The 19,933-nt window shown below is 60.0% G+C and carries 23 protein-coding genes; 11 read left to right on the top strand and 12 right to left on the bottom strand.

Translation table 11 applies throughout. The annotated features are described in order from the left end of the window. Positions 1–25: 25 nt before the first annotated feature. Positions 26–703: a DUF3313 domain-containing protein gene (locus NQL71_RS13270; protein ID WP_046816326.1), complete on the top strand. Its 678-nt coding sequence runs from the start codon at positions 26–28 to the stop codon at positions 701–703. A 51-nt stretch (positions 704–754) separates the two neighbouring features. On the opposite strand, the gene ligD is transcribed toward NQL71_RS13270, so the two are convergent. Together ligD and NQL71_RS13260 are read right to left on the bottom strand one after the other, a co-directional pair. After that, entirely contained in the window at positions 755–3,358 is a 2,604-nt protein-coding gene (ligD, locus tag NQL71_RS13265) for a DNA ligase D (RefSeq protein ID WP_274642771.1), read from the bottom strand. Positions 3,359–3,456: 98 nt separating this feature from the next. After that, the gene (locus NQL71_RS13260) at positions 3,457–4,380 is read right to left on the bottom strand and encodes a universal stress protein (RefSeq protein ID WP_046816324.1); all 924 of its coding nucleotides are present in this window, start codon (positions 4,378–4,380) and stop codon (positions 3,457–3,459) included. Between the two features lie 279 nt (positions 4,381–4,659). On the opposite strand from NQL71_RS13260, the gene NQL71_RS13255 reads away from it, so the two are divergent. Next, the gene (locus NQL71_RS13255; RefSeq protein WP_046816323.1) at positions 4,660–5,085 is read left to right on the top strand and encodes a potassium channel family protein; all 426 of its coding nucleotides are present in this window, start codon (positions 4,660–4,662) and stop codon (positions 5,083–5,085) included. A gap of 3 nt (positions 5,086–5,088) precedes the next feature. On the opposite strand, the gene NQL71_RS13250 is transcribed toward NQL71_RS13255, so the two are convergent. Then, positions 5,089–5,973 carry a universal stress protein gene (locus NQL71_RS13250; RefSeq protein WP_046816322.1) on the bottom strand — a complete coding sequence of 295 codons (885 nt, stop codon included), beginning with the start codon at positions 5,971–5,973 and terminating at the stop codon, positions 5,089–5,091. Between the two features lie 12 nt (positions 5,974–5,985). Continuing rightward, on the bottom strand, positions 5,986–6,891 hold the full coding sequence (locus NQL71_RS13245; protein WP_274642770.1) for a universal stress protein: 906 nt from the start codon (positions 6,889–6,891) through the stop codon (positions 5,986–5,988). Positions 6,892–7,112: 221 nt separating this feature from the next. On the opposite strand from NQL71_RS13245, the gene NQL71_RS13240 reads away from it, so the two are divergent. After that, positions 7,113–7,676, top strand: coding sequence for a GNAT family N-acetyltransferase (locus NQL71_RS13240; RefSeq protein ID WP_077183147.1), 564 nt, complete (start codon positions 7,113–7,115; stop codon positions 7,674–7,676). Positions 7,677–7,730: 54 nt separating this feature from the next. Here NQL71_RS13240 and NQL71_RS13235 read toward each other — a convergent pair whose 3' ends face one another. Further along, positions 7,731–8,654, bottom strand: a complete 924-nt coding sequence (locus NQL71_RS13235; protein WP_077182997.1) for a universal stress protein — start codon at positions 8,652–8,654, stop codon at positions 7,731–7,733. Between the two features lie 110 nt (positions 8,655–8,764). Continuing rightward, on the bottom strand, positions 8,765–9,007 hold the full coding sequence (locus NQL71_RS13230; protein ID WP_046816319.1) for a hypothetical protein: 243 nt from the start codon (positions 9,005–9,007) through the stop codon (positions 8,765–8,767). A 269-nt stretch (positions 9,008–9,276) separates the two neighbouring features. Here NQL71_RS13230 and NQL71_RS13225 point away from each other — a divergent pair, with 269 nt between their 5' ends. The 5 genes from NQL71_RS13225 to NQL71_RS13205 all read left to right on the top strand — a co-directional run bounded on the left by NQL71_RS13225 (position 9,277) and on the right by NQL71_RS13205 (position 13,203). Further along, complete coding sequence (locus tag NQL71_RS13225) at positions 9,277–10,197, top strand: universal stress protein (RefSeq protein ID WP_046816318.1); 921 nt, start codon at positions 9,277–9,279, stop codon at positions 10,195–10,197. A gap of 78 nt (positions 10,198–10,275) precedes the next feature. Continuing rightward, entirely contained in the window at positions 10,276–11,205 is a 930-nt protein-coding gene (pcaQ, locus tag NQL71_RS13220) for a pca operon transcription factor PcaQ (protein ID WP_046816349.1), read from the top strand. A gap of 120 nt (positions 11,206–11,325) precedes the next feature. Next, positions 11,326–12,045 (top strand): protocatechuate 3,4-dioxygenase subunit beta, encoded by a 720-nt coding sequence (gene pcaH / locus NQL71_RS13215; RefSeq protein WP_046816317.1) that lies wholly within the window; start codon positions 11,326–11,328, stop codon positions 12,043–12,045. A gap of 12 nt (positions 12,046–12,057) precedes the next feature. After that, entirely contained in the window at positions 12,058–12,660 is a 603-nt protein-coding gene (pcaG, locus tag NQL71_RS13210) for a protocatechuate 3,4-dioxygenase subunit alpha (RefSeq protein ID WP_046816316.1), read from the top strand. 99 nt (positions 12,661–12,759) lie between these two features. After that, positions 12,760–13,203 carry a cupin domain-containing protein gene (locus NQL71_RS13205; protein ID WP_274642769.1) on the top strand — a complete coding sequence of 148 codons (444 nt, stop codon included), beginning with the start codon at positions 12,760–12,762 and terminating at the stop codon, positions 13,201–13,203. A 43-nt stretch (positions 13,204–13,246) separates the two neighbouring features. Here NQL71_RS13205 and NQL71_RS13200 read toward each other — a convergent pair whose 3' ends face one another. Next, a complete protein-coding gene (locus tag NQL71_RS13200; protein ID WP_274642768.1) occupies positions 13,247–13,987 on the bottom strand; it encodes a tellurite resistance TerB family protein in 741 nt (246 codons plus the stop codon). A gap of 249 nt (positions 13,988–14,236) precedes the next feature. Between NQL71_RS13200 and pcsA the strand changes: the two genes are divergently transcribed. Together pcsA and NQL71_RS13190 are read left to right on the top strand one after the other, a co-directional pair. Continuing rightward, the gene (pcsA, locus tag NQL71_RS13195; RefSeq protein WP_046816348.1) at positions 14,237–14,959 is read left to right on the top strand and encodes a phosphatidylcholine synthase; all 723 of its coding nucleotides are present in this window, start codon (positions 14,237–14,239) and stop codon (positions 14,957–14,959) included. Between the two features lie 4 nt (positions 14,960–14,963). Continuing rightward, positions 14,964–15,350: a DUF488 domain-containing protein gene (locus NQL71_RS13190; protein ID WP_046816313.1), complete on the top strand. Its 387-nt coding sequence runs from the start codon at positions 14,964–14,966 to the stop codon at positions 15,348–15,350. Between the two features lie 177 nt (positions 15,351–15,527). Here NQL71_RS13190 and NQL71_RS13185 read toward each other — a convergent pair whose 3' ends face one another. Both NQL71_RS13185 and NQL71_RS13180 read right to left on the bottom strand, forming a co-directional pair. After that, positions 15,528–16,340, bottom strand: a complete 813-nt coding sequence (locus NQL71_RS13185; RefSeq protein WP_077182993.1) for a class I SAM-dependent methyltransferase — start codon at positions 16,338–16,340, stop codon at positions 15,528–15,530. Positions 16,341–16,378: 38 nt separating this feature from the next. Beyond that, complete coding sequence (locus NQL71_RS13180) at positions 16,379–16,648, bottom strand: DUF4242 domain-containing protein (protein WP_046816311.1); 270 nt, start codon at positions 16,646–16,648, stop codon at positions 16,379–16,381. 179 nt (positions 16,649–16,827) lie between these two features. Here NQL71_RS13180 and NQL71_RS13175 point away from each other — a divergent pair, with 179 nt between their 5' ends. After that, complete coding sequence (locus NQL71_RS13175; RefSeq protein ID WP_046816310.1) at positions 16,828–17,814, top strand: AraC family transcriptional regulator; 987 nt, start codon at positions 16,828–16,830, stop codon at positions 17,812–17,814. A gap of 54 nt (positions 17,815–17,868) precedes the next feature. Here NQL71_RS13175 and NQL71_RS13170 read toward each other — a convergent pair whose 3' ends face one another. From NQL71_RS13170 to NQL71_RS13160, 3 genes are all read right to left on the bottom strand, one after another. Beyond that, complete coding sequence (locus tag NQL71_RS13170; RefSeq protein WP_077182992.1) at positions 17,869–19,083, bottom strand: cytochrome c biogenesis protein DipZ; 1,215 nt, start codon at positions 19,081–19,083, stop codon at positions 17,869–17,871. A gap of 154 nt (positions 19,084–19,237) precedes the next feature. After that, a complete protein-coding gene (locus NQL71_RS13165; protein WP_046816308.1) occupies positions 19,238–19,450 on the bottom strand; it encodes a hypothetical protein in 213 nt (70 codons plus the stop codon). 42 nt (positions 19,451–19,492) lie between these two features. Further along, a complete protein-coding gene (locus tag NQL71_RS13160) occupies positions 19,493–19,756 on the bottom strand; it encodes a DUF2790 domain-containing protein (RefSeq protein WP_046816307.1) in 264 nt (87 codons plus the stop codon). Positions 19,757–19,933: the final 177 nt, after the last annotated feature.

Genomic DNA, 19,933 nt, shown 5'->3' with positions numbered 1-19,933 from the left:
TTTTATCCAAGGAGTAAACAGCACTATGAACCTGACCCGCAAATTGCTTGTTGGCACTGCCCTGGCCGGGCTCATGCTCGGCGGTTGTACATCGAAAGTCACCGAGAAGGAGCAGTACTCCGGCTACCTGTCCTCCTACAACAACCTGCAGGAAGTCGAAACGCCCAGCGGCGGAACGGCCATGCGTTGGGTGAGTCCGTCGTGGAACCCGAATGCCTATGACACGGTGGCCTTCACCCGGTTGGAAATGTACCCGGCGCCCAAGCCCAATGAGCGGGTCAACCAGCAGACGCTGACCGACATCCAGAACTACATGACCAACAAGGCCAAGGCCACGCTGGGGCAGAAGTACCGCGTCGTTTCCAGCCCGGCCGCCGCGCCGGCCGGCGCGAAAACCCTGGTCATGCGTGCAGCGATCACCGGGGTCAGTGCCTCGCCTGAAGGCATGCACTGGTATGAGGTGGTGCCTATCGCAGCGGTCGTGGGCGGTGTGTCCGCCGCTACCGGTATCCGGGATGAAAACACCGAACTGTATATCGAGGCCGAGTTCATCGACGCCAAGAACAATCAGTCCGTAGGCCGGGTCGTGCGCAAGGTCTTTGGCACCACGCTGGAAAATGACAAACAGAAAATCACCGCCCAGGACTTCAAGACGGCCATCGACAAACTGGGTAGCGACTTCCAGGCGTTCATCAACAAGTAATTCGCGACACCTGTAGGCGTTGCCGCAGCCTTTGGCAGCGCCTACAGGACGTCAGGCTTTTTTCATTCCCACCCGCCTACGCATCTCGGCAGTAATCGTCTGCCGGGTTTTCTTCAAGTCCGCCCAAGGCTCATCGCCTACTTCAGCCAGGCGTTCATGCACATTGTGTATGTTCCACAGGTTGCCGCCTTTGAGCGCCTCCACTTCTTCTCGAAAGATCGGCACCGACACCGGCAACCCTTCGCGGGTACGCGCAGCGTAGGCGCAGATGGTGGTCGCGCCCAATCCGTTGCGCAGGTAATCGATGAAGATCCGCCCCACCCGGTTCTTCGGCCCTGACACTGCAGAAATGCGCTCCGGCAGCATCTTGGCCATGTGGCTGACAATGGCGTGGCTGAAGTCCTTGACCTCATCCCAGCCGAGCTTGCGGGTCAGCGGCACCACCAGGTGAATGCCCTTGCCGCCGCTGGTCTTGAGGAACGCCTTGAGCCCCAGTTCATCGAGCACCGTAAGGGTCAACTGGGTGGCCTCGACCATGCGCTTCCATGGCAGCGCCGGGTCCGGGTCGAGGTCGAGGACGAAGCGGTCGGGTTTGTCGAGGTGGTCCGAAGTGGCGTTCCAGGTGTGAAGCTCGACGGTGCTCATCTGCACTGCGCCAATCAAGGCTTCGGCGTTGTTGATGACCATCATGGGCTGGCCCGTGAGTTTCTGGTCGAGGGTGGTGATGCCGGGGATCGCCAGGCGCTCGGCGTTTTTCTGGAAAAACAGTTCGCCGGCGATGCCATCTGGCGCACGCACCAAGGCCACAGGGCGGTCCTTGAGCTGCGGCAGAATCCACTCGGCGACGCTGGTGTAATACTCTGCCAGTTGCACTTTGGTCGTGCCACTGCTGGCGTCGATGACCCGATCCGGGTGGGTGATGCGCACCTTGCCCTGGCCAAGACCGATCTGAGACGGCGCAGGCTCGGCTTTCTTCTTCGCGGTGGAAGGCTTGGCGGCGGCTTTTTTCCCAAGGGCAGTTTTCATGGCAGTCGGGCGCTCCTCGGTGATGTCTTTGGCAGGTTTGTCGTCACGCAGGCCATGGAACACCGCATGGCGCACCGAACCGTCCTTGGTCATTTCGGCAAAGGCCACTTCCGCCAACAGGCTGGGTTTGAGCCAGTGCACGGACTTGAACTCGGCACCACCGGGCGGATTGACCACTGCGGGTTTCTTCGTTTGCAGGGGCTTGAGTTGTTGATGGATGCTGTTGAGGGTCGTCTCGGTAAAGCCGGTGCCGACCTTGCCCGCGTAGCGCAACTCACCGCTGTCGCGGTCATGCAGTCCCAGGAGCAGCGCACCGAAGGCACTGCGTGAGCCTTTGGGGTCGGTGAAGCCGACGATGACGAATTCCTGTCGATGTTTGCACTTGAGTTTGACCCAGTCACTGCTGCGCCTTGATACATAGGGGGAACCCAGGCGCTTGCCGATAAGGCCTTCCATTTGCATCTGGCAGGCACTGTTGAGCAAGGCCTCCGGGTCTTCACCGAAGGCCTCGGAGAAGCGCAACAGAGGGTCTTTCGACGTTTTCAGCACCGTCGCCAGCGCAACCCTGCGCTCCTCGACGGGCACCTCGCGCAGGTCCACGCCATTGAGATAGGGCATGTCAAACAGGTAGTAAAGAATGTTGCCGCTGCGGCCGGCCTCAAAGGCGTTTTGCAAGGCCTGGAAGTCCGGTACGCCCTGCTCGTCGGCCACTACCATCTCGCCGTCGAGCCAGGCCGATTCCAGGCCCAGGCTGGCCAGTGCCTTGGCCTGGCCGGGCAGCTTGTGAGTCCAGTCATGGCCGTTGCGAGTGAAGAGCCGAACCTCGTCGTGGTCGATGCGCGCCATGATGCGGTAGCCGTCGAACTTGACCTCATAACTCCATTCACCGCCCGGGGCCTTTTCCACCAGCGTCGCCAGTTCCGGTTTGATCTGGTCCGGTAACTTGGCCTTGCGCGCGCCGGTCAGTGGCGCGGACTTTTCTTTGCGCGGTTCTTTATGCGTTGGCGCAGCGGGCTGCTTGATGGCCTTGGGTTTGGCCGCCTTGGACGATTTGGCAATGATGGTGCGTTCGCTGAGCACGCTGTCGGGCTCGGCGGCCACCACGTCGTAATCACTTTCCGGGCGGGCGGCACCGTCCTGATGCTTGATCAGGAACCATTGCTCCTGCTTGCCCGGCATGTGCGTGCGCACCAGATTCCATAGCCCGGCGAGCTTCTCGCCTTGCAGTTCGAACTTGAGCCGGCCCTTGGCGTAGGCCTTGGCCGGATCGTCCTGGGGAATCCAGACGCCACGGTCCCAGACGATGACATCGCCCGCACCATAATGGCCTTCGGGGATGCTGCCCTCGAAGGTGGCGTAATCCAGCGGATGGTCTTCGACATGCACCGCCAGGCGCTTGACCTTAGGGTCCAGGGACGGCCCCTTGGGGATCGCCCAGCTCTTGAGGGTGCCGTCGAGCTCCAGCCTGAAGTCGTAATGCAGCCTGGAGGCATCGTGCTTCTGGATGCAGAAGAGCAGCGCATGTGCCTTGCCCTTTCGACCGCCTTTAACAGATTTGGAAAGGCCGGAAGGCTCGGGGCTTTTGTCGAAATCGCGCATGCCGTTGTATTTTTCGAGCGGCTTGTCCATGGCGCCTCCGCCGGGTCTATGACTGTGTCACACCGTTATTGTCATGAGACCCTGGGTGAGTGCGCGAAGGTTCAGTCGATTTGCAAAACACGGCTCGATTAATGATTGGAGAGGGGTAATGGCTTGACGATCATCAGACTGCACGGCGCCCGGTTCAATATGCTCTCGGCAGTTTCACCGATAAAGCGCTCATGCCCATGGCAATGGACCGCGCCCAGCACCACCATGTCAAAGTCATTCTGCTTGGCGAAATGGCCGATGACTTTGTGCGGGATGCCCGTCAGCGAGTGCCGGCGTGTGTCCTTGATGCAATAGCGCTCGGCAAGCGCATCGAAAGCCTCTTGCTGGGCGTCCTGAATGGCGTCCCTCAAGCTGGCATCAAGACTGCCTGTCGGCACGCTCATCGGCGCATCGCTCACTTCCGTCCAACGACTGACGTTAAGCAAGTGCAGCGCGGCGCCGCAGCTGGCCGCCAGGGTCGATGCCAGATCGAGTATCCGGTCATTCAGGCCTTGCGTCAGCTCTTCCAGGTGGGACAGATCGATCGTCGCGAGAATTTTCACCGGTTTGGGATGCCTGGCACTGGTCACCAGGTGCAGGTGGGTCGGACACTCGCGCAACAGTCGCCAGTCCAGGGGGCGGTGAAAGGCACGATCAAGAGCCGGCACATAGTGGGTGTCCTTGATCACCAGGTCCGGCAGAAAGTCATTCACGTACTCAAGCACGTTGCTCAGGCTCGACTTGGCCCAGACCACCTCGGTCGTCACCTGCATCCCGACGCACCGTTGAAACCGGGCCTGCTGCTCCAGCCAATGCCGGTGCACCTGCAGATAACCTTCACGCGCCTGAGCCATCGCATCGTGGTCCAGCAAACCGGCTACGGCCAATGCCTGGACATAGTCGAACGCAACAATGTGCAATATCGCCCCCGTTGCACAAGTCACGGCATACGCTCGGTCAAACGCAGGGGTAAGGGTCATTTCGCTGGGGGCTATCAATAGAATGCGCTTGATTTTGACCATGACATACCTCGTCCAGAAACCCTGATTGCAAACCCGACATCCTGCAGGGGGCGCGCGGGTTGAAGGCTTTTGCCGCCTGGAACGCCGTAGCCCGAGTATTTGGCGTTCGGCGGTGGCGAACCTGATTTTTATCAACTAACCAGCAGCTATGGTTAACAGTTAATTAATCAATGTTGATACAGCTCAACGATCCTCCAGCGCTCAAGCGTAGAAATACACTTGCCGCAGGACCCGATGCCTGTCCAGGTCCACTGCCCCCCTTATCGCTGGAGATTTGCCATGCTGGCAGTCACGCTGATCAATACGCTGGTGGTCATCATCGTCGTAGTGATCCACTACGAATGTCTGTTACGCATGAATGACTGGCTGCCACGGCTCAAACTGTGGAGCCGCTTCAGAATCGTGGTTGGGGTATTCGGCGCCCTCCTGGCCCACGCGCTAGAGGTCTGGTGCTTCGCCCTGGTTTATTACCTGATGGTGCATTCCGGAAAATGGGGCAGCCTGACAGGCAATTTCGACGGTTCGCTGATGGACTGCGTGTACTTCTCCTTTACCACGTACACAACGATCGGCTTCGGCGATATTTCGCCTGTCGGCAACCTCAAGTACCTGACCGGTCTGCAAGCCCTGACCGGCCTGGTGCTCATCACATGGACCGCATCCTTCCTGTTCCTGGAAATGCAGAAATACTGGAAGCGCAAATAAGCGCTAGACCGCCAGGACGCAGCAGGGCACCTGATACAGAATATGCTCGGTGGTGCTGCCAAGAAGCTTGTCGATGCCATGGGACTGGACCCGACCCATCACGATCACATCCACATTTTGCTCATTGGCAAACTCACTCAATACCGTGACCGGATGTCCCTCAATGAAGTGTCGACGATCGGCAGGCACTGCGAACTGGTCGGCCAACCTGGCGAACGACTTTTCCAGGTCGCTGTGAAGCGCTCTGGTCAGGTCAGCCAGTGGCAGGTCGCCCATGTGCGCAAGATAGGCGGCCGAGATATCGCAGGCGTACAGCAAATGCAGCTCGGCATTGCACTGCATGGCAAGACTGCAAGCCTGCTTGATGATTCGTTCGTTGAGTTCGTTGTCGGCTGATTCGCTGTCCGATACTTCGACCGCTGCCACAACCTTGCGGGGTAAGACGAAGCCGCTGCCGCCCACCAGGTACACCGGGACCGAACAGTGGCGCAGCAAGTGCCAGTCCAAGGGGGTGAAGAACGCCCGCTTGAGCGCGGATTCGCGCTGAATCTCCTTGATCAACAGATCGGGCTGCATGTCCGTGACGCGATCGATGATGTCTTGCTTGATGTCCTCAGCCCAGGTCACCTCGGTGGTCACCTCGATCCCCCTGCCACGCAGATTCTCGGCCTGAGTCTTGAGCCAGTCGCGATGGTCCTGCAAATAGCCTTCCCGCGCCAGTTGCCGATCGCCTTCTTCAAGCAGCGATAACCACTTGAACGAAGGAATCAGCGCGACGATATGCAAGCTCGCGCCGCTGGCCTTGGCCAGGGCTGCAGCATGATTCAGGGCGGGAGAAAGGCGCAGGACCGGGTTGATGATCAGTAACAGACGTTGATATTGACTCATGATGAACTCCAGTTACGTGAACTGCCTGACCGCCAGTATGCTCCCTGGCACTGAATACAGCGCCCGCTCGGTGTTACTGCCGATCAGCCGGTCGATGCCCACACGGTGCACAGTGCCCATCACCACCACATCGGCCAGATATTCCTCGACGAATGCACTGATCACTGGCACCGGGAGCCCCATGATGAAATGGCGTCGTTCAGGCGGTACGCCGTAACGCTCCGCCAGCGTGATGAAGGCCTGGTGCAAGGATTGACGCAGCTCCTCGATGAAGTCCACGCCCCAACCGCCCCCGGCCAGCGGCGCATCGCTGTTGAAGGCGGGCGATAAATCATAGGCGTACAGCAGGTGTAATGGCGCGTCGCATTGCAAAGCCAAGGCGTTGGCGGTCTGGATGATGGTGTCGTTCAAGCCGCTGATTTGCGTTGCCGGATCGAACGGGTCCACGGCCGCCACGATCCGATGCGGCAAGCTGTAGGGGGCGCGGTTGACCAGATGCACGGGGACCGGGCATTCACGCAACAAGTGGCAATCTAACGGGGTAATGAACACTCGCTTGAGCACAGGTTCCAGGTTGCTGTCCTTGATCAACAGGTCGGGCTTCAAGTCTTCGACCGTTTTCAGAATGTCCAGTAGCGGATGGGTGGTGAAGACCACCTTGACCGTCACTTCCAGGCCCAGCTCGCTGAGTCGATCGAGCTCTTCGGCCTCCCAGCGACGGTAGCGACGCAAATAGCGCTGATGCTCCGTGTCGTCGATTTTTTCCTGCCATAAATGAACCACCGGCGCCGGTTCGACAAAGGCCCGTACATCCAGTACCGCCCCGGCAGCCTTGGCCAAGGCGACGGCACGCAACTGGGCAGGAGACTGATGCAGGGTTTGGTCAGCGATCAGCAGAAAACGTTGATATTGCCCCATCACACACCTCCGGTCGGCCCCGGCTATCGAGTGCCGGCATGTTTGAAGTCTGCGCTCCATCGCCTCGCGCAGTTTGACTTACATCAAGCTCACGCGAACCAATGCCGCCAACACAGCAATCTGATCCAGATCAGGTTCAAGCGTTGGCAATGGCGTACAAAGAAATCCAACGCGGTTCTTTTGCTGCGCTCCAATTCCCATTCGCACAAGAGGAACACTCCATGCTTACCGTCAAAGACCACAATGATCGGGCTGCGGCCGCCTATGCTGCAGTCGACGGCCAATACTGGATCGAAGCGCTCAGGGATGGTCGCCACGTTTTGATCCGGCCACTGGCGCAGAAGGATCGCGACCGTGAATACGCCTTCATCAAACGACTGTCTCCCGAGTCCCGTCATATGCGTTTTCTTGCGCAGATCAACGAACCCGGCGCTGCGATGCTCGATCAGTTGATGGACACGGACAATCATCGCCGCCTGGCCTATATCGCCCTGGTCCATGACAACGGCAAACTGGTCGAGATCGGCATCAGCCGCTACGCGGCCACTGGCGAGCATGAGTGCGAATGTGCAGTCACGGTCGCCGATGAATGGACGCACCTGGGCCTGGGCAAAATACTGATGGACCACCTGATCAAGGCAGCCCGTAAAAACGGCTTTCGCCAGATGTATTCGGTAGACGCCGCAAGCAATACTCCCATGCGCGACCTGGCCAGGGCGCTGGGTTTCGAGACCCATAACGATCCGGACGACAGCCATCAGGTCATCCATCGCCTTAACCTGTAATGAAAGCGCCCCGCAATGTGCCTGCCAACGGACCATTGCGGGGCCTGAAAGCCCTCAGGATTGCAGCATCCTCCCTGGCTTGATCGCCAGCACACTGCACGGCGCCCGATGCAGGAGTTGCTCGGCCGTGGTTCCCAGTAATTTGCTCAAGCCCTTGTGCTGCACCGTGCCCATGACAATGACATCGGTACGGTGCTCGCTGACGAATTCACAGATACTCGGCACGGGCGCGCCCTCGATGAAGTGACGATGCTCTGGTGGCACGCCATGGCGTTCAGCGATGGCGGCAAATGCCTCATGCTGAGCCGATCCCAGCATTTCATAGATCCCGGTGGCCAACGGTAATGCGGCAAAGCCCATGTCCTGGACGTAAACAGACGTCCAGTCATAAACGTGCAGCAGCTCAAGGCCGGCATCACAGACGGCGGCCAGTTTCGTCGCGGCGTCGATGATCTGGTCGTTGAACACACGGTCTTGATCCTCATCGCGCAACAGATCGATGATGGCCAGAACGTTGCGTGGCCGGGCATTCAGCGGCGTCGTCACCAGGTGCACCGGCACAGGGCAATCGCGCAGCAACTGCCAATCCAGCGGGGTGAAAAAAACCCGTTTGAACGCCGGTTCTTCCTGGGCGTCCTTGATGATCAGCGTCAGCGGCATCTCATTGATGAAGTTCAGGACCTCCTCAAAAGGATGCTGTACCCACACCACCTCGCTGGTGACTTCCACGCCATGTTTGCTCATCAACTCGGCCTGGTCGGCGAGCCATTGCCGATGGGTTTGCAGATAGCCGTCCCGCGCCAGGTTGAATTGTTGCGCAGCGAACAGGCCGGCCACCGCCAGGGCTTGGGAGTAGTCGAACGCCACGATGTGCAATGGCAATTGCATCGCCAGCGCTAACGCCGCGGCACGGTCGAATGCCGGAGTGCGGGTCATGGCTGAGGGAGCGATCAAGAGTAAACGTTGAGTCTGCGACATGGAGCACCTCGGCACGCGGCCATTTCAGTTCAGTGGTAAAACCAGGGTTCGTGATTTGATTGCCATCTGCTTGACCTGCTCGACCTTGCGCCCCGCTCAGCCCCGCAGCGTTACTCCACGCGGTCGGCCCACATCCCTTTGCCATTTGTGTGGGCAGCTGGACGCGCTGGCATCTGTCTTGATTCGCCGGCCGGGCCAGGACTGCTTGGCCAGACATGAGGCGCTTCGATACGTGCCTTGAGTTGGCCAACAAAAGCCTGGGCTTCTCCCAGACTGTTGAAGTTCACTTCCAGGGCGTCCATGCACACGACCCAGCAGCGGGCTGTCGGTTTCTCCGTGATATCAATGAACATGGATACCTCCTTTGACTTCGCGAATCATCGGCCAGCGTTAGTCGACGTCTGCACAAGCCCTGAGACTGCGCCGGGGAGCCGGAGAAAAGGTTGATAATGGTCAATAATTTCCTCCACTGGACGAACACCGGGCCACCGCGCGTCGGGCCGGCCCCTCCTTTGCCCTCGATTTGACAAAGATCAAACCCGACACCCGAAACAGCGGCAGGCTAAGTGCAAGACATCAGCCGCTGCCATCGGGGCAAGCGATCATCTGCCGGAGATTTGTCATGTCTGATCAATCACGTTTCATGCTGGTCGTCTCGCCGTTGATGGAAAACAGCCCCGCCTTCGATCGGGCCGCGGCGTTGGCCAAGGCTTCGGGCGCTGCCCTGCACATCGTGGCGTTCGATTATCTTGAAGGGCTGGCGACTGCCGGAATGGTCAACGAACAGGCGCGGGAGCAGATGCGGCTGGGTTATGTCGAGCGTCACCGCCAGTGGCTCGAAGATCAGGCCCGCCCCTTGCGCAAGATCGGTGTGCACGTCACCACGGAAGTGGTTTGGGTGGAGAGGCCCTTGCAGGAGATCCTCATTCATCTCAAGGAACAACCGATGGCCGCATTGATCAAGGCGCTGGAGCACGAATCGCTGCTGTCACGCCTGATGTTTACGCCCCTGGATATCCACTTGCTACGAGAATGCCCGGTGCCGCTGCATTTTGTCAGCCATTTGCACAACGTCTTGCCGCGCAAGATCGTCGCCGCCGTCGACCCGTTTCATTCCGATGACCAATACGAAGGCTTCAACGACAGGATTCTGCGCGAGGCCTGTAAACTGGCGAGCACCTGTAATGCCCAACTGGACGTGATCTACGCGCATGACCTTTCAAGCATCAGCGCGGACGAGTTCGGTTTCAGTAATGGCTCGGCATTTTTCTCTTCGGGAAAAGCCAAGAGCTTGTTCGACGCGCAGGCTGATGCGTTTCGCGACCTTGCCGAGCGCAACGGTATCCCCCCGGAGCACCAGCATATGATCATGGGCAATCCGGTGAGGGTGCTCTGCGACTATGCCCGGGCCTATGACACCGATGTGATTGTCATGGGGCGCATCGGCCACCGTGGCATGGAGCGGTTGGTTGGCAGTACGGTGGAACATCTGCTGTACAAGTTACCCTGCAGCGTGTGGGTGGTTTCGCCAGAAAAAATCTGACGATGGATCAGGCGCATGGTAATGGTTGCGGCAGAATGAGGAATAATGGATGCCCAACCAAAAAGGCAGAACCGCCGATTGAACATCGATACCCGAATAAAATTCCGTCATCTGCTGTGTTTTCTCGAAGTGTCGCGCCAGGGTAGCCTGGCGCGTGCTGCCGACAAGTTGGCAATCAGCCAGCCGGCGCTATCGAAAACCCTCAAGGAGCTGGAAACCCTGTTGGACGCCACGCTGTTTGAACGGGGTAAAAAAGGTTCGACGCTGACCGAGGCTGGCGTGGCCTTCCTGCGCTACGCAGGGCCGAGCGTGCAATCGTTGCGCGACGGGGTCAACAGTTTGCGCTCCGGGGTACATGAGCCCATCAGCGTACAACTCGGCGTGTTGTCCACCGTCGAAAGCCTGTTGGTGCCTGAAGTTGTCTGCCGTCTACACGACCGACACCCGGCATTGGTGGTCAGTGTCGTGACCGGCCCAAGCGCCTACTTGCTGTCCCGACTACGCGTCGGTGAACTGGACCTGGTGGTTGGCAGGATGACCGATAGCCCGCTGATTCTCGGGCTGGCGTTCGAACACCTCTACAGCGAATCCATGACCCTGGTGGTCCGTAGCGGCCATCCGGTACTCGCCGATACGCAGGGGCACAAACACCTCGAGGACTATCCGCTGGTATTACCATCGGCCGGAACGACGATACGCAAATTCGCCGACAGCCTGTTTGTGCAGCACGCAATAACGCCATCACGTCAACGCCTGGAAACCCTGTCGGTCGCCCTGAGTCGACGCTACGTACAAAGCAGCCTGGCCATCTGGGTCGCACCTTTGGACGCGGTCAGGCAGGACTTGAGGCAAGGCGAACTGGTGGAGCTGGATCTGGGAATGCGTGAGCCTGGCGGCTCCGTGGGGCTCTGCACAAATCCTGCATTGCCGCTGACGCCAGCGGCGCAGTGGTGCGTGGAAGCGTTGCGCGAGGTCGGGCAGGAATATCGTGAGGGCAAGTATCCATAACCATCTGGATATGGATGAAGTCGTTTTTTTCAATTTTGCGAGGGGTCGTACAAGGGGAAACTGACGTCGCTGCCAACGCAGTACCTGCCTCTGTCCACCCATAACAATAGGAAAAACGACATGTCTGATGCGCACGACAGCCGCTTCGTCATTCGTGACCGTAATTGGCATCCCAAAGCCCTGACGCCTGACTACAAGACTTCGATCCTGCGCTCCCCGCGCCAGGCACTGGTGAGCATCCCCCAATCCGTATCCGAAACCAGCGGCCCGGATTTTTCCCATCTGCAGATGGGGCGGCACGATAACGATCTGCTGTTGAATTTCAATCATGGCGGCCTGCCCATCGGCGAACGCATTATCGTCGCGGGCCGGGTGTGCGATCAGTACGGCAAGCCGATTCCTCATACCCTGGTGGAGATGTGGCAGGCCAACGCCGGTGGCCGTTACCGGCATAAGAAAGACAGTTACCTGGCACCCCTTGACCCGAATTTCGGCGGCGTAGGCCGCGCGTTGACCGACCGCGATGGCAACTACAGCTTCCGCACCGTCAAACCCGGCCCCTACCCATGGCGCAACGGTCCCAACGACTGGCGACCAGCCCATATCCACGTTTCCATCAGTGGCCCGTCCATTGCCACGCGCTTGATTACCCAGCTGTATTTCGAAGGTGATCCGCTCATCCCCATGTGCCCGATCGTCAAGTCGATCGCCAATCAGGAAGCAGTGCAGAGCCTGATCGCCAGGCTTGACATGAGCATGGCCAATCCCATGGATTGCCTGGCTTATCGCTTTGATATCGTCCTGCGCGGCCAGCGCAAGACCCATTTCGAAAACTGCTGAGGAGGCCTGCGTATGCCCGTTCAACTTCTGCCTGAAACCCCGTCGCAAACAGCGGGCCCCTATGTCCATATCGGCCTGGCACTGGAAGCGGCCGGCAACGCGCCGCGTGAGCAGGAAATCTGGAATGAAATGGCCAAACCGGGCGCACCGGGTGAGCACATCTTATTGCTGGGCCACGTGTATGACGGCAACGGCCACTTGATTCGCGACGCGTTCCTGGAGTGCTGGCAGGCCAATCACGAAGGCGTCTACGACAGCGGTTTCGACCTGGAAAAACCCTTCAACTGTTTTGGCCGCACGGCGACGACCGATGTCGGTGAATGGACGGTCAAGACCGTGAAGCCTGGCGTGGTGAAAAACGCCGCGGGCGTTCCCATGGCCCCACATATCAATGTGGCCCTGTTCGCCCGGGGCATCAACATACACCTGCAGACGCGGGTGTATTTCGACGACGAATCACAGGCAAATGCGGCAGACCCCGTACTGAACCTGATCGAACAACCCCATCGCCGCGAATCGCTGATTGCCACCCGCTGCACGATTGACGGCAAGCTGGCCTACCGCTTCGATATTCATGTCCAAGGTGAATCGGAAACCGTGTTCTTCGACTTCTGACTCACAAATTGCTCAGACAGACGGCCCCGTGCAGCAGCTGTCGGCAGGCGTTCAAGCGCCTACAATCGGCGGGTGCAGCCTCACCTGCGGAGAGTCATCATGCGCACGGTTCACGTCCTCCAAGCCCCGCCGGCACCGGTCAATGTCGTTGGCGAAACGATCACTGTCCTGGCCGGCGGCGATCTGAGCAAACCCTTTGAAATGCATATCCAGGAAGGCGTGCAAGGCGGCGGTCCACCCCCGCACTTTCACCCGTGGGACGAGGCGTTCTACGTGGTGGAGGGTCAGGTCGAGGTCACCGTCGAAGGCACCTCCAACATCGTCTCGGCAGGGGGATATGTGCACATTCCTGCCGGGTCGATCCATGCCTACAGGAACCTCAGTCCCACGGCAAAGATGATCGGTGTGGTGTCCGATCCCCGGGGCGGGCAGTTTTTCACGGCGCTGGATCAGTTCAAGGTGCCCGAGGATCTGCCGCGGATATTCGAGGTGGCCGAGCGCTTTGGCGTGACGTTCCTGGTGCCGAAACCGCCGGACGCCTGATCGCCTCCCCCTGCGGCAGCTCCTGACAAGGGTATGTGTTGCGTCAGGCGGTGCCGTGGGCCTGCTGTTCCAGATGCACCTGCAGATCCGGCTCGATGCCCAGCGCCGCGGCCAGTTCGTCCAGATAACTGCGCTCAGCATCCTGTTGATCATCCACCAGCATCACGCTGGCCAGGTACATCTCGGCGGCCATGCCGGAATCGGTTGCCGACTGTGCCACTTCGGCAGGGTCAAGAGGTTTGGCGACTTCCTCATCAAGCCACTGCTGCAACTGCGGATCGTCGGTGTGACGGCCGATTTCGGTGCTGATCATCTGCTTCTCGGTGTCGTCGATCCGGCCATCGGCCTTGGCTGCCGCTATCAATGCACGCAGGATGGCATGGCTGTGCTCCTCGACTTCCGGCCCGGCCAGCATGTCCACCGTACGCATCGCCGTTTGCGGCGCCTGCTGTTGCTGCGCGGCCTGGCTGCGTTGCCAGGCTTGATAAGCCTGGAATGCCATCATCCCCAGCGAGGCCAGCGCTGCATAGTTTGTACCACCCCCGGAGCGTGACTGTGGCGCTCCGCCCATCGGCGAACCTGCGCCCAGCAAGCCACCGAGCAAGCCGCCCAAGCCGCCCATGCTACCCGCCCCGGCACTGCTGGCGCCGCCGCCCAACAACCCGCCGAGCAGTCCGCCCAGATCACCCAAGCCACCTTGAGCCGACGCTCCACCGCCGCGCTGTTGCGCCATCGAGCCCTGGCCGGCCCGCAGTAATTGTTCGAGCAGATCGCTGGTGTTCATTACGCCGTCCTCATCGATGGGAGTGATCCAGTCAGACAACGATAGTCCTCGCCGGTAAATGTGCTACCACCGTCTGGCTGACGCATCGCTCATTTACCCCGGCGTATTTTTTTCTGGTGCAGCTAAGATTCATAGGCGGTGAACCTTATTCCCGGATACCCGGTCGATACCTGCAACCCTACCCGGTTTGCCGCCGCCCGCCAGATGAGGGCGATGACTGGCTTGCTGCACTTTCTGGAGAGCGCCCCCGTGATATCGACCCTACACATCGCCAGGCTCAAAGCCTGGGGTGCCCATGGTTTCACCGCCACCGGCGTGGTCACTGCCTTCCTCGCGACACTTGCCCTGCTCGATAACCAGCCGACCAGTTGCCTGCTGTGGCTGGGCGTCGCCCTGATCGTCGATGGCCTGGACGGCGCACTGGCGCGCAAGGTCAATGTACAGACGGTGCTGCCGAGTTTCGACGGTTCGATTCTCGACCTGGTGATCGACTACCTGACCTATGTGTTCATCCCGGCACTGTTCATCTATCGCTACATCCCGCTGCCGGACTACACGTTGCTGTTGACCGTGTCACTGATTCTGGTGTCGTCGCTGTTCTGCTTCTGCAACGTCAACATGAAAAGCAAGGACAACTATTTCCAGGGCTTCCCCGCCGCGTGGAACGTAGTTGCCTTGTGTCTGTACATCATCGCGCCGTCGCCCTGGATCACCTTCCTGACAGTGATCGGCCTGGCGTTGTTGACGCTGACCCGGATGAAATTCCTGCATCCGTTCCGGGTGCGCCGCTTCATGCCGATCAACATTGCCGTCACCGCCATCTGGCTGCTGTGCAGTCTGTCGCTGGTGATCAACCACCCGCTGATCAACCCTCTGGTCATGGGGCTTTGGTTGCTGATGTCGGCATACTTCCTGGGCATCTGCTTCTGGCGTACGGCGCTGGAGTGGCTCGACGAATCGCGGCTCAAATAACGCCATGCCTATCCATATCGTACGGCTTGGCACCCCGCGTACACCCGACGAAGGGCTGCGCCTGGGCACTGTACGCCGGCCACCCCGTGGCGTGCCGAAGTCCGAGTTTGCCAGCCGGGATTTCTACGACGTGTGGCAGCCGCTGCTTTCGCCCAGCCAGGAGCTGGTCCGCGAAGCCCAGTCCGCTGAGGACGACAAGGCCTGGAATGCGTTCAGGCGCAAGTTCAAGGCCGAAATGAACCACCCTGCCGCCAGCCAGTTACTCGATCTGCTGGCCGCCCTTTCTCATCACACTTCCCTGGCCCTGGGCTGTTATTGCGAGGAGGAAGTGCATTGTCATCGCTCGGTGTTGCGCGAGTTGCTTGAGGCGCGGGGGGCGCAGGTTGTCTAGTTAACCCGGCTACAGCCGATCAACTGTAGGAGCTAACTTGGCAGCGATGAAATCACGACAGCCGATGATCGTCTGTCAGGTCTACATCGATTCCTGCGGTAACGGCCCTCTGCGGTTTCGCGGCGCTTGCAGGAGCCAGGCTTGCCGGCTCCTGCGGTTCGAGTGGGTGAGTGGCTCTCACCGCCTCGTGATCACCACCTCCAGGTACTCACTGGGCACCACCATCGACTTGTCTCCCGCCCGGTTCAGGCGGTTGAGCAATTCGGTCAGGTCGTCTTCCAGGGCCTTGGCGCCTTCGGGAGGAAGTGCCGCGAAGGCCTTGTGGATCGGACCGTACCAGCTGCGGAAGGTGTCGATGAAGTGCTCGGCCGAGCGATAGCGGAAGTTGAAGGTCCGGCGAGTGACCTGCAACAGGAAGTCACGCTCGTCGAAGTGCTTGTGCAGCCAGTCTTCAGTGCCCCACTGCGATGGCGGTTGCGCGCCGGGCGGAGGTGGCATGTGCCGCCCCAGGGTCTTGAATATCTGGCCGACGAACCCTTCCGGTGTCCAGTTGGCCAGGCCGATCCGTCCACCGGGGCGACATACCCGCGCCAGCTCTGCGGCGGCCTTGGCCTGGTCGGGGGCAAACATCACGCCGAAGGTTGAAAGCACGGCGTCGAAACTGTCATCGGCGAAAGGCAACGCTTCGGCGTCGGCCACCTGGAAGGTCACGTTCAGGCGTTCGGCTCGGGCGCGATCCTCGCCACGTTCGAGCAATGCGGCGACGTAGTCGGTGGACACCACCTGGCAGCCGCGACGCGCCGCGGCCAATGTTGCATTACCGTTGCCGGCGGCGACGTCCAGCACCCGCTCATCGCATAACAGGTCGCAGGCCTCGGCCAGTTGCTCGCCGACGATCTGCAAGGTGGTGCCGATCACGGCGTAGTCGCCACTGGCCCAGGCGGCCATTTGGCGGGTTTTCAGCGCAGCAAGATCAATGGGTGTGCTCATGGAGGCAATCTCTGGTTTGGAACAGGTCGGACGCACGCTCACTCAGCCGTGGTGGGATCGATGATGTTCATGACCTGGGAAATGCGATTGGCCGGGAAACCGCCCTGCCTGGCATGCTCCCTGATGAGTTCCTCGTTTGGCGCGATGTACACGCAATACAGTTTGTCGCCTGTGACATAACTTTGAAGCCATTGCACGTCTGGCAACTCGCGCAACACCTTGGAGGACTTTTGCGAGACGGCTTTCAAATCCCTTTCTGACAGTGCTCCGGCGCCTGGAATCTCGCGTTCAATAATGAACTTGGGCATGGCAACCTCACTTTATTCTTCTTGATGACAGGACCGGCAGTGGCCCTGTGTACGCACTATCGCTCCGGCGCCCAGCGGCGTCCTGTCCGATCGTCGGCCGACACTGCCCGATCGTCCGGAGAATTCACCTTATGCCGTGACGCGTTCACAATCAGAAACCTCCGTACGGAAAAACGCCCATGGACGCCCTGTCTCAGACCCTGCGCGTCGTCCGCCTGGTCGGCGCGATTTTCATCAACGCCAGGTTCACGGCACCCTGGTGCTACCAGTCGCCACGCGCCGACACGGCAGCCCCGTTCCTGGAGCCCGGAGCCGAGCGGGTGGTGATCTTTCACCTGATCACCGAGGGCGAATGCTACGTCGAACTGGGCGATGATCCGCCGCTGCTGCTCAACCCCGGCGACGTAGTGATCTTCCCCCAGGGACACGCCCATCGCATGAGTTCCCGACCCGGCTTGACGCCCGCCAGCGGAGCGCGGCTTGACGAGGTACTGGCGCGGCGTCCGCGGCAGTTGAGTCATGGCGGTGGTGGCGCGGTGACGCGCCTGGTGTGTGGCTACCTGGCCTGCGACACGCGGTTGGCCGGCATGTTGCTGGCCGGACTGCCGCCCGTGGTCAGGGTCAATGTGCGCGGTTCGAACGCTGGTATCTGGCTGGAATCTTCGGTTCGCTATGCCTTGGCCGAAGCGCGCTCGCCAAGGCCTGGCGGCGAAGGCGTGCTGGCGAAACTGGCCGAGGTGCTGTTCATCGAAGTGCTGCGCCTGTACATGCACGAACACGGCAAGGGCCGTACCGGTTGGCTGGCCGGCGTCAGCGACCGGATCGTCGGCGCAGCCCTCAACGCCTTGCACAAGAAACCCTGCCACGCCTGGACGCTGGACGAACTGGCGCGCACTGCTGGCACCTCGAGATCGGTCCTGGCAGAGCGCTTTGCGCAATTGGTGGGGGTTTCGCCGATGCAGTACCTGACGCAATGGCGCATGTTGCTGGCGGCCAACCTGTTACGCAGCAGTAACAGTTCGTTGATGCGCATCGCCGAAGAGGTGGGTTACCAGACCGACACGGCATTCAGTCGAGCCTTCCGCCGTGAGTATGGCGCGCCGCCAGCGGCTTGGCGGCGCAGTCAGGGTAATCGGTCAATGGCCCACGGTGAGGTGAGCCATTGATACGCCAAAAGATCGCAGCCCGGCAGAGCTGCCGCAGGCTGCGATCGTTTGATCTCAAGCCGCTGGCACAGCGGCTTTCGCTTCTTCCAGCAACTGCTGGATCACCTTCTCCTGAGTCTCATAACTGCCCTCGCCAAAGTGGGTATAACGCACCTGCCCCTTGGCATCGATCAGGTAGTGAGCCGGCCAGTACTGGTTGTCGAAGTTGCGCCAGATCGCGTAGTTGTTGTCGATCGCTACCGGGTAGGTGATGCCATATTCCTTCACCTTGTCCCTGACGTTGTCGATGATGCGTTCAAACCCGTACTCCGGGGTGTGCACGCCGATCACCACCAGGCCATCCTTCTCGTACTTCTTCGCCCAGTCCTTGACGTACGGCAGGGTGCGCTTGCAGTTGATGCAGTCGAAGGTCCAGAAGTCCACCAGCACCACTTTGCCTTTGAGCGATTCGTTGGTCAGCGCCGGCGAGTTGATCCACTCCACCGCACCGGTCAGTGACGGCATGGGGCCCTGGGCGTTGTCCATGGACTCGGCCTTGACCTTGCTGACGAAGTAATCGACCACCTTCGGCACGTTTTCCAGCAAGCCTTTTTCGACGCTGCTGACCCCTTCGGACGAAGTATTGGCCAGCAGCACATCGTTTGCGCCGGTGGAAATCACCGCCGCACCCGCCAACACCGCCACACCGGCACCCCGACGCAGCCAGCCGGTGACCGGGATCGACGGTTTCAGGCGATTGACCAGGCCACGACCGGCGAAGATCAGGGTGCCGAGGGACAATGCGCTACCCAGGCCGTAGGCCACCAGCAACAGGCTGGTCCCGGCGTTCGCGCCTTGCAGCATGGCACTGGTGAGAATCACCCCGAGGATCGGCCCGGCGCACGGCGCCCAGAGCAGGCCGGTAGCCACGCCGATCATCACTGAACTCAGCGGGCCGGACATTTTACGGCTGTTGGGGTCGATGCGATTACCCAGCGCAACGAATGGACGCGCCAACCAATCACCGACCCGTGCGGAAATCAGTGACAGGGCGAACAGTACCATCACGATCAAGGCCACATGGCGCCCGGTGTTGCTCGCTTCGATCACCCATTCACTGCTGACCACGGCCAGGCTGGAGATCAGGGCAAACGTCAGGACCATGCCGCCGAGGGTCAGCATGATCGACGAACGCGTGCGGTCGGCACCGGCGAACAGGAAGGGTACGACCGGGAGGATACAGGGACTGAGGACGGTCAATATGCCGCCCAGGAAAGCGATGAGTAACATGGGGATCACCTTGTAGAATTTTGGGTGGCATGGACCGCCCACTGTAGGAGCTGGCTTGCCGGCGAAAGCGCTCTGACGGTCAAGCCCGGGGTGAATGGGCTGCCGCCTTCGCTGGCAAGCCAGCTCCTACAGGGAGATTGGTGGTGGTCGGGCTTCAGGCGGTCTGGCTATCCAGCGCCTGGCCCTGGGGGGTGCGGTTGTAACCGTCCTCGGCGAGCAAGGCATCACCGCCCTGCTCCGCCACCGGCGTCAGCTGGAAGCAGGTGCTGCTGCCACAAGCACTCTGTTCTACCGCGGCGTTGGCATGGGCCGCGGCCCCGGCAACGGAGAAAGCAAAGGCAGTCAAAAAGCGGGTAATGTTGTTCATGATGTTCTTCCTGGCTTGAGTGGAATGCGCTAAGTACCGGACTCAATTGTCCGAATTACAGTTGTCAGCCAATTTGCGGTAGTCCAGGACCTGGGTCTTGCTCTGGGAATCCAGGTAGGTCAGCTGCGCATTCACCACGCCGCAGGAAGGCGAGGCATCCTGTTTCTGCGACACCACTTTCTTGATATCCAGGTGCGTGCCGTAGCTGTAGCTCACAGGCGTAACATGCGCTTCGGCGCGGGCCGACAAGGTGCAGATGTTCAGGGCGGCAAACAGGCAAGCGGCGTAGATGGCTTTGGTGTTCATGGTGGTTTCCTCAAGGTTCGACAGGTAGATCGTGTGTTGGGTAGAGGCGGTCTGGTTTGCCTCGATGGAACCTATTAGAAGCTTGCGAGGTATCCCGCATGTGTCGGGAACAGGCGCGGGTAAATCGCCAAGTATCTGGAACGGGTCGGGATACAGAGGGATACAAAACCCCGGCAA

The organism is Pseudomonas serbica, from assembly GCF_028823535.1.
Classification (GTDB): Bacteria; Pseudomonadota; Gammaproteobacteria; order Pseudomonadales; family Pseudomonadaceae; genus Aquipseudomonas; species Aquipseudomonas serbica.
The sequence above is the reverse complement of the archived record's forward strand: the minus strand, read 5'-3'. Positions and strand labels throughout refer to the sequence as shown.